Genomic DNA, 13,004 nt, shown 5'->3' with positions numbered 1-13,004 from the left:
TCTTTATTTCTTAAGACTTGATAAATTAAAAAATAAACGTTAATATAGACAGGAATGAATATTCATTCCGGATAAAAGGAGCGAGTGAAATGGTTGCCACCCATAAGCGAGAGGATATTTTGCAAAGTGCGCTCAAGCTATTTGCCGAGCGTGGTTTTGACGCTACCACCATCCCCATGATCGCTGCCGATGCTAAAGTTGGAGCAGGTACAATTTATCGGTATTTCGACAATAAAGAAGTGCTGGTGAATACGCTGTTTCAGCACTATGTGGAAGCGTTGACGGATATGCTCGTTAAAGACTATCCCGAACACCTATCTATACGTCGTCAATTTCATCATTTGTTCCAGGGCATGGTCCGGTTCACCCACCACCATGAGCATGCTCTCTACTTTATCAAAATGCATAACGACGGCCACTTTTTAGATGACATGAGCAGCCAGTATTTTGACCGTTTGCGCACGATTCTCAGTTCTTTCTTTGACCGCGGGAAAGAGGCGAACGAAATTCGTGACCTCCCTTCTACTGCTTTGATTGCCATTATTTATGGTGCCTTCTTAGAACTGCATCAATTGATTCGTGCCGGCGATATCGAAGCGACTGAAGAGTTACTGGCAGGCGTGGAAGAAAGCTGCTGGGATGCGGTACGCTTGCACACTTGAGGCACTAGGTGTCTCTTCTCGTCTTATCCGGAATGAATATTCATTCCTATATTAAACTAACCCTGCGAGGTGTTGATGAATGCATAATGTAACCGACCTTCCTCAACCGAAGACTTATGGTCCGTTGAAAAACTTACCAATGATCGACAAAAACAAACCCGTCCAATCGTTTATGAACTTGGCGGATGAATTAGGTCCGATTTACCAATTCCAATTCCCAGGCCGTACGAGCACCTTTGTATCGAGTGCCCAGTTTGCTGCTGAGATTTGTGATGAGTCACGGTTTGATAAAAAGGTCAGCCCGCCTCTGCAAAAAGTGCGTGCCTTTAGTGGTGATGGCTTATTTACGAGTGAAACCGGGGAACCGAATTGGAAAAAAGCACACAATATTTTATTGCCTGGTTTCAGCCAACAGGCTATGAAGAGCTACCACAACAAAATGGTTGATGTAGCCTCCCAATTGGTGCAAAAGTGGGCCAGGCTCAACCCGAATGAAGCGATCGATGTCCCTGAAGACATGACGCGTCTCACGTTGGACACCATCGGGCTTTGCGGGTTTGACTATCGCTTCAACAGTTTCTACCGGGAACAAGCCCATCCCTTCGTCGAGAAGATGGTACGTGCGCTTGATGAATCGATGAATCAATCTCAACGCCTTGGTCTGCAAGAAAAGCTGATGGTACGCTCACACCGCCAATATAAAGAGGATATCGACTATATGTTCAGTTTAGTGGATCAGCTGATCGCCGAGCGCAAAGAAAACGGCGATCAAGGCGAGGATGATTTGCTTGGGCATATGCTGCAAGGAAAAGACCCTGAAACAGGCGAAGCATTAGATGATGAAAACATTCGGTTCCAAATCATCACCTTCCTGATCGCCGGTCATGAAACGACGAGCGGACTCCTTTCATTTGCGCTTTATTTTTTGATGAAACATCCTGATATTTTACAAAAAGCATATGAAGAAGTCGATGATGTTTTAGGGGATCAGACACCTGATTATAAACAGGTCAAACAGCTTAAATACGTCAAGATGATCCTCAACGAGTCCCTTCGGTTATGGCCGACAGCACCTGCTTTTTCCGTTTATGCCAAACACAATACGACCCTTGCAGGCCACTATGAGTTGGAAGAAGGCGACGCAATCACCCTCCTTCTCCCTCAGCTGCATCGTGATTCTGAAGTTTGGGAAGATCCAGAAACGTTCAAGCCGGAACGCTTCGAAGATCCGGCGAGCATTCCGGAACACAGCTTTAAACCATTCGGCAATGGCCAACGTGCCTGCATCGGCCAACAATTTGCCTTGCATGAGGCGACGCTTGTACTCGGCATGGTGCTGCAACATTTTCAGCTCGAGGACCATACCGATTATCAACTCGATATTAAAGAAACGCTGACATTAAAACCAGACGGGCTCACCATGCGCGTCTCATCGCGACGCGATCATCAGGGCAGCCTGGCTCCGGTCGCTTCACCTGAGACAGAAGAGAAAAAGGAAGTCCGAGCTATCAGGAAGGCGATCATCTCGGAATACTGCCGCAGAATAGTCGTGAGCTTGTGAACCGGGTGCTGACGCATTACAACGTAAAGGGTGACGCGTTTGTCGTGCTCAATGAACAAACAGGCAAAGCCTCTCACCTGCCGACTGAGCAACCAATCCGTCTGGACGAACTTTTGACAACCTACGTGGAATGCCAGGAACCGGCCACACGGGCTCAAATCCGTGCTTTAGCAGCTCACAATGATTGTCCGCCTCATAAAGCCGAGCTGGAACGCTTACTTGAAGAGGACACCTACAGGCAGGATATCTTACATTCACGGGTGTCTATGCTTGATTTGCTTGAGGACTATCCATCTTGCGAGCTGCCATTTGCATCATTTATCGCTTTGCTTCCGCCATTAAAGGCGCGCTATTATTCCATATCAAGCTCTTCTAAAGTGGCGGACAATCGTGTGAGCATCACCGTAAGCGTCGTGAAATCACAAGCATGGAGTGGTAAAGGGGAATATCAGGGCGTCGCCTCAACCTATTTAGCTCAGCGTGACCCCGGTGATAAAGCAGCTTGTTTTGTCAGCACACCCCAATCCAATTTTCAGCTTCCGGATGAGCCAGATACACCGATGATTCTTGTGGGACCAGGTACAGGCATAGCACCCTTCCGCGGTTTCATCCAGGCCCGGCGCCACCTGCTGGAACAAGGTGTTTCCCTTGGCGAAGCGCATTTATATTTCGGCTGTCGTCACCCTGAGGAAGATTTTTTATATGAAAACGAATTGAAACAGGCGGAACAAGAGGGGCTAATAAAGCTCCACACTGCCTTTTCACGTAGAAAAGCAGGAGAAAAAACGTACGTGCAGGACCTTATGAAGCACGATGCTGACACGCTTCTCACCTTGCTGGAACAAGGCGGACGCCTTTATATTTGTGGCGATGGCAGTAAAATGGCGCCTGATGTGACGCAAGCACTTATTGAGAGTTATCAGCAGCGCTGCCAAACGGATTACGAAACAGCTGCAACATGGCTTGAGCGCTTAGAAGAGTCGGGCCAACTCGCTAAAGATGTGTGGGCAAGTCATTAAACGGTTTAAGTTGACCCATTCTCTTTTTTCTCCTAGATTGAAAGATGAATCGTAATTAAAATGGGAGGCATGCACAATGAGTAAAAGTAAACAATTTTTGGATTATTTTTTATCCCATCGTCACGTTACAAATGAACTCATCGCTAAGATCGACCGAGAACACGAAGATTATAAACCGACTCCGACATCCATGACGGCCCGCACGCTGGTCACGCATATGCTTACCAGCTTTTATCAATTTGCAGCCGCAGCAGCTAAGCAGGAACCGCAACAGGTGTTTACCGACAACGCCTCGGTCGAGCTCACCGAATTAGCCCAGACGTACACCGATAAGACCATCCAACTCATCGAATCAATGTCCGATGATGATTTCGATCGCCTTATCGATATGACACATGTGCTCGGTGTTGAATTGCCAGCCAATCAAGTGTTGCACGCAGCGTTAGACCATGAAATCAACCATAAAGGCAACCTGTTCATTTACGTGCGTGAAATGGGTTATACAGAGCTTCCAATGTTTGTTAAAACAGGCTGAACGAAAAAACGCTGTTCGAGTAAAAAGACTCGAACAGCGTTTTTTTGACGGCATCTATGGTTTTAGTTCCTTACTTAATTGGCTCCAAAACAGATGGGGGTTGCTCCGTGTCAACGTCTGCTTGTACTTTGTTTTTAGTCATGCTCGTGACACATTTATCAACGAGCGTTAACACCAAAAAAGTGAGCAGAATAGTTAAAGATAAGACATAAAGAGATGTAAGCATACTCACGATCCCCTTTCTTCCCTAAGAGTTCATATATTAGCAAATACCTCTATATGATACCAAATAATATCAAAAAGTAAATACAAATATGATAATTCTTGAATTTACCTGCACATTCTATCTCATTTCCTTCGTTTCTTTGAATTTGCAAGGAAATCAGCGGTCCGTGCATAAAAATGCGAACACTTCCTTGGAAATCGGAAAAAGTTGAAAGAACGAGCGCAAAAGTTGCCAAGAAAACCGGGCAACTCGCTTATAAATCACGCAAACGTCGCGACATTCAAAAACCCGGCCCCTCTCACTGCTCAGAAAGCACGTAAGAGGGCGCCGGGTCGCTTTATTTATCAGGCGATGTCTTCTTATCGACTTGTTGGTAATCTTCAATCATTGAAATGCGCTCCATCATAGTCGGATGACCATAATTCAGCCATTTTACCAGCGCGGGCGGATTCACATCACTCAAGCCATTGACGGTCAGTTGTTGGAACGATCCGACCGCTGCATCATAGTCGCTCGTCATTTCCAATGCATACTGATCAGCATCCTTTTCGGCCCCCCGGGAAACCGCTAATTCCACGGGGCTGGCTGCAAAGGACAGAAGTGAAAAAATCAGCAGCAGCGCGGGCAGTGAGGCGATATCCGAGACATCGGTCACGCCCCATTGCGTGCCCCATTTCCGAACCGAAAGATGAAGCAGACGGTAAACGAGATACAGCCCTACTAAACCGAGGGCAATCGAACCGGCGAGCATGAAATATAAATGGTGCATGACATAATGCCCGATCTCATGGGCCATGATGAATAAAATTTCATTCTCACCTAACCGATTTAACGTGGTATCCCACAAGACGATCCTCAAATTGGAGCCGATCCCATTCACATAAGCGTTCATCGCATTCGTTTCCTCAGACATATTCACTTCATAGACACGTTCGGCTGGAATATCCGCTTGCTCAGCCATCGTTAATATCTTATTTTCCAAATCAGGATCGCTTAAAGGCGAAAAGTCATTATATAACGGGTCAATAAATACAGGCTGTATGTACATCATGAACGCCATATACGGCACAAACAACAGCCAGGCATACAACCACCAGCGCTTCGTTGCCCGTTTCATCAACAGATACAGAACGGTCATAAGTACTGCTGTCAAACCGACATTGATCCAAAAGCTGATCAAATCATCCCGCATCCAGCCGGAAAAACTTTGCGTTGAGATTCCGTATTTAACAGACAGCCAGCGATTGATATAGTGAATCGGGAACGTCAAGAACCATGTGAGTGCTGACAATAACAGCACAAAAACGGGGATTTTCACAGCTGAAAACCGTGAGACCCGTTCGCTAAAATTGGAAAACAGTTTCGATACCCCGAAAAATAATACGCCGAGGTAAATCATCCATTCCAGAGGCAGGCCGACAAAGGAAAGAAATTGCTTGTACCGCGAATATTCCTGACTCAGCTCCAGCTGCCGATCCGTCATGAACGTCGCAGGATCCGCACCCGATCCTTGATAGTCTGACGGAACGCCGAAATCCGCCCACCAAAATAAATACAGCCCCATGAACAGGACATAAACCGCATAGAGACCCAACGTCCAGACTGCAAACCGCTTCTTCACTCCCCCACCTCCACTCTCATCCACTACGTCTATACTACATGTACGAGCTGAATCCTTTTTTCAGAACAACTTTCTAAGGGCTTTGAGCCTTAAAGCGATCTCAAATAATCGCAGACCGTTTCAATCCCTTGAGTAAAGTTATCCAAGTGAAAATGTTCATTAGGCGCATGTAAATTTTCTGAAGGGAGTCCAAAGCCCATGAGCACAACCGGCGCCTGAAGAACCCGTGTGAAATCCTCCACAATCGGAATCGATCCGCCTTCTTTCGGAAACAACGGACGAACGCCATACACACGTTCATAAGCATCAGCAGCGCGCTGAATCATCGGATCTTCCGAGTCCAAGGAAACCGGCTTCGCCTGGATCAACTGGTTCAATGTCGTCGTAGCTCCAACAGGCTTATGTTCCTCAAGATGCGCGTCAATCAATTGATAAATATGGCCTGGATCCTGATCACCGACGAGCCGGCAGCTGATCTTCGCACGCGCTTCACTCGGGACGATCGTTTTAATGCCTTCTCCCTGGAATCCACCTGTAACACCATTGATCTCAAGCGTCGGTCGCACGCCGGTTTGTTCCTTAAATGTAAAACCTTCCTCCCCATGTAAAGCCGTCAGCCCAAGCTCCTGCTTTGTTTTGGCTTCATCGAAAGGAATGGCTGCCACCTCGTGTTTCAAGCTTTCCGTAAGCTCCGGAACGCCTTCATAAAACCCATCTACCGTAATGCGGCCCTGTTCATCATGAAACGAATCAAGCATGTGAACAAGTGCATGAATAGCATTCGGGACACCGCCTCCGTAAAGACCAGAATGTAAATCAGCATCAGCTGTCTTAACGCCAACTTCCAAAGCCAACGCCCCGCGTAGAGAAGTACAAATCGCCGGCTGGCCTTTTTCAATAAACGACGTATCCGAAATCACGACAGCATCAGCAGCAAGCTTCTCCCCATTTGCTTCAATAAAGGGCCCAAGATGAGGGCTCGCAATTTCTTCCTCTCCTTCAATGCAGAACTTCACATTGACGGGAAGCTCTCCGTATTCGGCCATCAGCATCTGAACCGCCTTGATGTGAATGAAAAGTTGACCCTTATCATCTGTAGCCCCTCGCGCAAATAATTTGTCATCTCTGACTGTCGGCTCAAATGGCGGCGTCTCCCACAACTCCAACGGATCAGCCGGCTGGACATCATAATGACCATAAACGAGCACAGTCGGCTTTCCCTTAGCGTGAAGCCAATCCCCATAGACAATTGGATGCTCATCGGTAGGAATGACTTCCACATGTTCCATGCCAACCTCTTCAAGTGCTTCTTTCACCCATTCCGCACCTGCCTGCACATCAGACTGATGGTCTGCCAAAGCCGATATACTAGGAATTTTCAAAAACTCCTGAAGCTCTTTAATAAAATCATCTTTATGTAACGCAATGTTTCTTTTCATCTTCGCACCCTCCTCGAATAAACCTACCTCTCATTATAAACGACGAACGCACAAGCTTCCAATTGAACATAAGTCATTCACCCATACCGATTTTCTGCATAATATAAGTACAAATGGTATTTTTCAAAGGAGCGTGGAGTTATGACGAGTAAGGCTATTCACTATTTTGCCGGCGATCATACAGCGAAAGGTTTTTTTCCATTATACGATTCCAATTTCCAAGGGATGGAGTATATCATCATCATGGAAGGGACCGTCCAGTCCGTTAAATCAACCCTGCTTCAGAAATTAGCTGATGTATGGAGCAAGAAAAACTACGCCCTCGAATACATTCACTGTTCCAGCGATCCCCACTATATCGAAGGCCTGATCTTTCCCGAGCTTAAAGTCGGCATCTTCGGCGGGGACTATGAAGACTTCACCATCGACGGAGCCACGGTCCATTACATGAACACCGATGAAGTTTTTGATCATGTCAATACACAAGACGCCCCCCTAAAAAAACTGAAAAAACACATAACAGAAACATTCGAATCCGCTCACACTGCCTTTAAAACAGGACTGGAACTCCACGACCATCTCGAAGACATCTATATTAACAACATGTACTTCGATAAAGCCAACCAGGCAACAGACGAGCTGAACTCCACCCTATTCGATCACATTCACCCCTCCGGAGAAACCGCCATTACCAAACACCGCTTTTTCGGCGCATCCACACCCGACGGCGTCATCGATTATATCCCCAACTTAACTGAAGGACTGAAGAAACGCTATTTCATTAAAGGGCGAGCCGGCACCGGAAAATCAACCCTCCTCAAAAAAATTGCCGCCTCAGCAGAAGAACTCGGCTACGACACAGAAATCTACCACTGCGGCTTCGACCCAGAAAGCATCGATATGGTAATCGTGCGATCATTAGAGTTCTGCGTATTCGACAGCACCGATCCCCATGAATACTTCCCGGACCGCGACGGCGATGAAATTTTTGACCTCTACAAAAAAGCAGTACGGCCAAGAACCGACCAAAAATACGCAAACGAAATTGCCCTCCTCAACAAAAGCTATAAATCCTACATGAAACAAGGCATCAAGCATTTGAACGATGCAAAACAATTGAAAGAAAAACTTGAGCACTACTACAAAGAAGCACTTGATCTCGCTAAAGTCGATGTCCTCTATGATGAGATCACCTCCGAACTCACAGCCCAGAGCGAGCTTGCAGACGTTAGTAAGTGATGAAATTGATTGGCGGAGTGATGATAAATTGAGGGCGGGCGACGATATTTGGGCGCGGGCCGACGATATTTTGCGGAGCGATGATATTGGCGGGCGGAGCGACGATAAATTCAGTGCGGACGACGATATTTGGATGCGATCCGACGATATTTCGCGAAGTGATGATATTGGTGGGCGGAGCGACGATAAATTCAGTGCGGACGACGATATTTGAATGCGGTCCGATGATATTGTGCGGAATGATGATATTGGCGGGCGGAGTGACGATAAACTGAGCAGGAACGACGACATTTGGCCGCGGGCCGACGATATTTTGCGAAGTGATGATATCGGCGGGCGGAGCGACGATAAATTCAGGGCGTACGACGATATTTGGGCGCGTGCCGACGATATTTCGCGAAGTGATGATATTCCCTAACGGAGTGACGATAAATTCAGCGCGGACGACGATATTTGAATGTGGTCCGACGATATTTCGCGGAGCAAGGAAATAAAACGCAAAATAGTAAAAAATGCCGCTGCATTAGCGGCATTTTGTTATGGGGATCTCGTACGTTCGGTTTTTATTCGCGCCTAGCTTGTTTCCGCCTAAATTAATGAGCAGACGTTTTACAATTTGCGCACATTCCACTCTTAAAAAGGACCTCGCTTCTCGATTTGATATGGTTGGACTGATGAGAAGAGCATAATCTTGCAATGCTTGATGATGGCTGGTCAACCTTCTGGTGCCGCAAGCCTGACAGTGCCAGCGCTTTTTGTACCAACGGACGTTTTGAGCGCAATTCTCACAGTATACACCTGTTACCAGATCGCCAGCCTGGATTTCGTACTGCAGCAAAATATCTTGTTGTAAATCGGAATGGTGAGCAGCCATCTTTCTGGCGATCTTCTCCATTTGCTTGGTGGAAATTATCGGCCGAGAATAGCGGGACATCAGGTTTTTTAATCGATATGCCACACCTTCACTTTTCAGTATTCTGTCATGCGTGAAACCAAGCGTCACTTTGGGATGAGTGAAGAGAACGAATGACTCTACAGGAAGGGAAATTTCACACGTTTCTGCCACCCATTGTTTGAGTTGTTGCTGCTGGCGATCAATTTGGATGACGGGGTCAGCAAAGCCTTCGGTCTGGCGGGTCAGCTGGTGGATATCTCTATCCAACGTCAAGTATCCAGATATATTTTTCACTTCTAATATGACCAGGAACGACCTGGAGACAAGGACGGTATCCAGTTGAAAGAAATGCTTTCCGTCAAATAATCGGAGACCTTTTAATATGAGGTATTGATCGGGTGGGAGAAAATCCAAGTGGAAATCCAGTGACGTTTCACCTTGGTAGCCTGACCATTTACGTGCGGCAGCTTCAGATATCAGGTTAAGCTTGGGATGATGCGAGGGCAGCCTCCTGTGCAGCGCTTCAAGCTGACGGAGCTGGTGAGGGAATTGGCGTTGCTTGATAATCATGCGTGTCCTCCTTTCGTTCTTTACATATTCTCTACTCTTCTGTGATTTCCTTTAATACGGCAAAAAGTTGCGGAGTGACGATATTGATAAGCGCCCCGATGATAAGTGCCAGAGGTCCGACAATAATTAAGCGCGAGGCGATGATAAATTGCGTAACGACGTTATTTACTCGCGGAACGACGATAAACGCCAGAGGTCCGACGATAATTAAGCGCGTTCCGATGATAAATTGCGTAACGATGATATCTGCTCGCGGAACGACGACAAGCGCCTGCGATCCGACGATAAATGAGCGTGGTGCGATGATAAACAGCGTAACAACGATATTTGCTCACGGAACGACGATAAGCGCCAGAGATCCGACGATAATTAAGCGCGAGGCGATGATAAATTGCGTAACGATGATATTTGCTCGCTGAACCACGACAAGCGCCAGAGATCCGACGATAAATGATCGCGGTGCGATGATAAATTGCGTAACGACGTTATTTGCTCACTGACCGACGACAAAGCTAGATGATCCGACGGTAAATGAGCACGAGCCGACTATAAATAGCATTACCACGATTCCGATTTCCCGCATCGATCAATATATTAGCTGGTCCCCCTTCCGCTTCCTCTTTTATGACCGCTTCAGTCATGTCAACACGTACCTCCAGCATATAATTCCATTAAAGGAGGACAAGTCATGAACACTATGAAAACCATTCGCTGTTTAGTTGCCTTCATTTTTATTGTGTCTGGTGTTATGAAACTGACAAGTAATGATTTGATCAACTTTTTCATCAATTTGGGCATTCCTTATCCTGTGAATCTGATGTATGCCTTGGCTATTACAGAAATTGTGTGCGGCATTTTTCTATTGCTTAATAAGTATGTAAGGAAAACTATCATTCTATTAATGGGGATCATGATCGCCGCCATCCTACTAACGAAAGTTCCTACCCTTCATACCGGACTGATTTCCGCCTTTTTTAATGCCAGGTTAGATATTGCCATGATTACGCTTCTATTTATCCTTTATCACCACACCGCACACGCAAAGTAAAACGTAATGTTTCACGTGAAACAATTGCGATGCATCAGCATAAAAAGTATGTGATATTTTCTAACATGTTTGCTGACAACCTCGTTCTAATGCTCTAAGCTTAAATTAACAAATTATAGCAGTTAACGGCCAGGTGTGTTTTGATGCTTTTGGCGCCCATACTCCTGCTTGCTGTCAGCATAAGATAGGAAATACTAATCTATGGAGGTGCTTAAAGATGGCCAATCAATTACGTCAAGCTATAGAGATAATGAAACAATACTACATTAATAAACTGATCGATGCTGGTGTCTTTAACGCTGAAGATTGTGAGCCTTACAACTTGACCGTCAGCGAACTGGAAATGATGGTCCAGCGTCTCCCGAAAGCTTAACAGATGAGAAACCTCCATTCAGGGTGGTTTCTCACCTTTTATTTTATTGTCAGATTTTCTAACATAAAAATTGAGCTTTTCCTCAAAACATAGGATAATAGTAAAAAGGTGGGTCAAGGCAGGCAGAGGAGGATACGATGTCTTCTTATAAGGACAAGAAAGTAATCACGATTGGGATTGTGAATGAATTAACAGGGTTGTCGGTACGGATGATCCGCTATTACGAAGAGCGTGGTTTAATTTTCCCGGAACGCTCTGAACGTGGGACGAGAAAATATTCCTTCGCCGATATCGAGTTGTTGTTAGAAATAGCAAACAAACGGGAAGAAGGCGTGCAAACATACGAGATTAAACAGGATATGCTAAATGAGAAGAAAAACAGCAATGTCCGTGATAAGCTGCGCCGCGGGCAATTCAACGCCCATTTCAATATGAGAAAATAAGCATCACCAAAAAACCTCGCACCGTGAGCCGGTGGAGGTTTCGTTATGCGCTATTCTGTCAATTCGGTCAGATGTTGGGCCGAAGCGGCAACTTGGGTGACCGCACTGTTAATTTCCTGGATGACATTCGCAAAGCTTTCTAATTCCTGTTCGATGCCGGTGTTATACTGCTTGTTTTGAACCATGGCATCGACGATTTCAGTAAAGAAATGATTGATTTGATTCATATTGTCTGTGCCTTCTGTAATTAAGTCATCGATACTCAGCACATTGTTTGATACGTTATGGATTTGAGCATTGGTCGATTCGATCAGCCCCGTTACCTCAGACACGGAATCTTTCGTTTGTTCCGAGAGCTTTCTGACTTCATTGGCTACGACGGTGAAGCCAGCTCCATGCTCTCCTGCTCGTGCCGCTTCAATCGAGGCGTTGAGTGAGAGCAGGTTCGTTTGTTCAGCGATGTTCGAGACAATCGTGACGATTTTACTGATCTCATCCGCTATCCCCTTCAATTGTTCCATTTCATTCGAGATTTGTTTGATGCTTTCCTGGATATGATTCATTTGCTGCTGTTGATATTCCAGCTGCTCTTTGCCTTCAGTGGATTGATTTTCTACGTTTTGAGCAAGCTCAGCTCCCTTTTTGGAATCATCGAGAATTTTATCCGATTGCTCTGTCAATTGTTCCGTTGAGGCGTTTGCTTCTTCTGAGATCGCTGCCAGTTCTCCCGACATCTGGTCAATTTTGTGATACATCTTAGCTTTTTCCTCTGCATCCTGTTCGCGTATACGAGCATGCTCCGCTTCGAACAACTCCAGGACCAGCTGTTGTTCCAGATTCAATATCTTCGTTGTTGCTCGCATGGCTTGACTAAACTGAGTTGTATCGTCAATGGTACGTTCGAAAATCGCTGTTAAAGATAGGAGCATATCCTGGAAGGCGCACATATACCATTTCGGCAACAGACCGATGTTGACATGAACAGCGGCAATCTTCTTCCTTTTTTCTATGAAAGCGGCATCCACCACGCCATTGAACATTTCCTGGATATGTACGTTAAGCGTTTGTTTCAAGCGATCAACCGAGCTATGCTCATTGATGATGGCCAACAGTGACGCTTGATGTTCAAGGTTTTTATAAAATTGATCGACAATCGCTGTAATGTTCTCTTTCACGATAGGCTGGAGTGATTTGAGGACGGCTAAATCGGCCTCCGTCAAATTAATCATATTGATCTGTGTTTCCAGCTCACTGCCTCTTTCCATTTCAATAATTCCAGTAAATCCTTCCCCGAGGCTCGCTTGCTCGGTTGATTTCGATTTGGTCGCAAATATCTGTAACATCATAATCCCCCACTATCTTATTAATAATCC

15 protein-coding genes and 1 pseudogene are annotated in these 13,004 nt (G+C 45.9%); 11 read left to right on the top strand and 5 right to left on the bottom strand.

Annotated elements, in window-relative coordinates:
* Positions 1-89 precede the first annotated feature (89 nt).
* The 4 genes and pseudogenes from HOP45_RS03140 to HOP45_RS03130 all read left to right on the top strand — a co-directional run bounded on the left by HOP45_RS03140 (position 90) and on the right by HOP45_RS03130 (position 3,777).
* Positions 90-662: a TetR/AcrR family transcriptional regulator gene (locus HOP45_RS03140; protein ID WP_181347455.1), complete on the top strand. Its 573-nt coding sequence runs from the start codon at positions 90-92 to the stop codon at positions 660-662.
* A gap of 79 nt (positions 663-741) precedes the next feature.
* A pseudogene (locus HOP45_RS21110) lies at positions 742-2,166 on the top strand (cytochrome P450); the annotation flags it as partial.
* Positions 2,167-2,219: 53 nt separating this feature from the next.
* Positions 2,220-3,242 (top strand): hypothetical protein, encoded by a 1,023-nt coding sequence (locus HOP45_RS21105; RefSeq protein ID WP_483316422.1) that lies wholly within the window; start codon positions 2,220-2,222, stop codon positions 3,240-3,242.
* Between the two features lie 76 nt (positions 3,243-3,318).
* Positions 3,319-3,777, top strand: coding sequence for a DinB family protein (locus HOP45_RS03130; protein ID WP_181347454.1), 459 nt, complete (start codon positions 3,319-3,321; stop codon positions 3,775-3,777).
* A gap of 563 nt (positions 3,778-4,340) precedes the next feature.
* Here the strand turns inward: HOP45_RS03130 and HOP45_RS03125 are convergent.
* Positions 4,341-5,624 carry a M48 family metallopeptidase gene (locus tag HOP45_RS03125; RefSeq protein WP_181347453.1) on the bottom strand — a complete coding sequence of 428 codons (1,284 nt, stop codon included), beginning with the start codon at positions 5,622-5,624 and terminating at the stop codon, positions 4,341-4,343.
* A gap of 89 nt (positions 5,625-5,713) precedes the next feature.
* Entirely contained in the window at positions 5,714-7,063 is a 1,350-nt protein-coding gene (locus tag HOP45_RS03120) for a dipeptidase (protein ID WP_181347452.1), read from the bottom strand.
* A gap of 141 nt (positions 7,064-7,204) precedes the next feature.
* On the opposite strand from HOP45_RS03120, the gene HOP45_RS03115 reads away from it, so the two are divergent.
* From HOP45_RS03115 to HOP45_RS03105, 3 genes are read left to right on the top strand one after another with little or no spacing between them, the layout of a single operon-like run.
* Positions 7,205-8,302: a PRK06851 family protein gene (locus HOP45_RS03115; protein WP_181347451.1), complete on the top strand. Its 1,098-nt coding sequence runs from the start codon at positions 7,205-7,207 to the stop codon at positions 8,300-8,302.
* Positions 8,283-8,516 (top strand): hypothetical protein, encoded by a 234-nt coding sequence (locus HOP45_RS03110; RefSeq protein ID WP_181347450.1) that lies wholly within the window; start codon positions 8,283-8,285, stop codon positions 8,514-8,516. The genes HOP45_RS03115 and HOP45_RS03110 overlap by 20 nt, the downstream gene beginning before the upstream one ends.
* Entirely contained in the window at positions 8,517-8,720 is a 204-nt protein-coding gene (locus tag HOP45_RS03105; protein WP_181347449.1) for a hypothetical protein, read from the top strand.
* A gap of 105 nt (positions 8,721-8,825) precedes the next feature.
* Here HOP45_RS03105 and HOP45_RS03100 read toward each other — a convergent pair whose 3' ends face one another.
* Positions 8,826-9,767 carry a nuclease-related domain-containing protein gene (locus HOP45_RS03100; RefSeq protein ID WP_181347448.1) on the bottom strand — a complete coding sequence of 314 codons (942 nt, stop codon included), beginning with the start codon at positions 9,765-9,767 and terminating at the stop codon, positions 8,826-8,828.
* A gap of 83 nt (positions 9,768-9,850) precedes the next feature.
* On the opposite strand from HOP45_RS03100, the gene HOP45_RS03095 reads away from it, so the two are divergent.
* Complete coding sequence (locus HOP45_RS03095; RefSeq protein WP_181347447.1) at positions 9,851-10,186, top strand: hypothetical protein; 336 nt, start codon at positions 9,851-9,853, stop codon at positions 10,184-10,186.
* Between the two features lie 93 nt (positions 10,187-10,279).
* Here HOP45_RS03095 and HOP45_RS20625 read toward each other — a convergent pair whose 3' ends face one another.
* Positions 10,280-10,408, bottom strand: a complete 129-nt coding sequence (locus HOP45_RS20625) for a hypothetical protein (protein ID WP_255437472.1) — start codon at positions 10,406-10,408, stop codon at positions 10,280-10,282.
* 47 nt (positions 10,409-10,455) lie between these two features.
* Between HOP45_RS20625 and HOP45_RS03090 the strand changes: the two genes are divergently transcribed.
* The 3 genes from HOP45_RS03090 to HOP45_RS03080 all read left to right on the top strand — a co-directional run bounded on the left by HOP45_RS03090 (position 10,456) and on the right by HOP45_RS03080 (position 11,631).
* Positions 10,456-10,815, top strand: a complete 360-nt coding sequence (locus HOP45_RS03090) for a DoxX family protein (RefSeq protein ID WP_181347446.1) — start codon at positions 10,456-10,458, stop codon at positions 10,813-10,815.
* 217 nt (positions 10,816-11,032) lie between these two features.
* Complete coding sequence (locus HOP45_RS03085; RefSeq protein ID WP_181347445.1) at positions 11,033-11,188, top strand: Fur-regulated basic protein FbpA; 156 nt, start codon at positions 11,033-11,035, stop codon at positions 11,186-11,188.
* A gap of 137 nt (positions 11,189-11,325) precedes the next feature.
* Positions 11,326-11,631, top strand: a complete 306-nt coding sequence (locus HOP45_RS03080; RefSeq protein WP_181347444.1) for a MerR family transcriptional regulator — start codon at positions 11,326-11,328, stop codon at positions 11,629-11,631.
* Positions 11,632-11,681: 50 nt separating this feature from the next.
* Here HOP45_RS03080 and HOP45_RS03075 read toward each other — a convergent pair whose 3' ends face one another.
* The gene (locus tag HOP45_RS03075; protein WP_181347443.1) at positions 11,682-12,974 is read right to left on the bottom strand and encodes a globin-coupled sensor protein; all 1,293 of its coding nucleotides are present in this window, start codon (positions 12,972-12,974) and stop codon (positions 11,682-11,684) included.
* Positions 12,975-13,004: the final 30 nt, after the last annotated feature.

The sequence above is a fragment of the Thalassobacillus sp. CUG 92003 genome (genome assembly GCF_013618635.1).
Lineage (GTDB): Bacteria > Bacillota > Bacilli > Bacillales > Halobacillaceae > CUG-92003.
The sequence above is the reverse complement of the archived record's forward strand: the minus strand, read 5'-3'. Positions and strand labels throughout refer to the sequence as shown.

What these genes read in the sequence shown, in the direction of transcription:
- HOP45_RS03140 (WP_181347455.1), top strand. Translation starts at nt 90, where the DNA reads ATGGTTGCCACCCATAAGCGAGAGGATATTTTGCAAAGTGCGCTCAAG.
- HOP45_RS03130 (WP_181347454.1), top strand. Translation starts at nt 3,319, where the DNA reads ATGAGTAAAAGTAAACAATTTTTGGATTATTTTTTATCCCATCGTCAC.
- HOP45_RS03120 (WP_181347452.1), bottom strand. Translation starts at nt 7,063, where the DNA reads ATGAAAAGAAACATTGCGTTACATAAAGATGATTTTATTAAAGAGCTT.
- HOP45_RS03115 (WP_181347451.1), top strand. Translation starts at nt 7,205, where the DNA reads ATGACGAGTAAGGCTATTCACTATTTTGCCGGCGATCATACAGCGAAA.
- HOP45_RS03105 (WP_181347449.1), top strand. Translation starts at nt 8,517, where the DNA reads ATGCGGTCCGATGATATTGTGCGGAATGATGATATTGGCGGGCGGAGT.
- HOP45_RS03100 (WP_181347448.1), bottom strand. Translation starts at nt 9,767, where the DNA reads ATGATTATCAAGCAACGCCAATTCCCTCACCAGCTCCGTCAGCTTGAA.
- HOP45_RS20625 (WP_255437472.1), bottom strand. Translation starts at nt 10,408, where the DNA reads ATGACTGAAGCGGTCATAAAAGAGGAAGCGGAAGGGGGACCAGCTAAT.
- HOP45_RS03090 (WP_181347446.1), top strand. Translation starts at nt 10,456, where the DNA reads ATGAACACTATGAAAACCATTCGCTGTTTAGTTGCCTTCATTTTTATT.
- HOP45_RS03085 (WP_181347445.1), top strand. Translation starts at nt 11,033, where the DNA reads ATGGCCAATCAATTACGTCAAGCTATAGAGATAATGAAACAATACTAC.
- HOP45_RS03080 (WP_181347444.1), top strand. Translation starts at nt 11,326, where the DNA reads ATGTCTTCTTATAAGGACAAGAAAGTAATCACGATTGGGATTGTGAAT.
- HOP45_RS03075 (WP_181347443.1), bottom strand. Translation starts at nt 12,974, where the DNA reads ATGTTACAGATATTTGCGACCAAATCGAAATCAACCGAGCAAGCGAGC.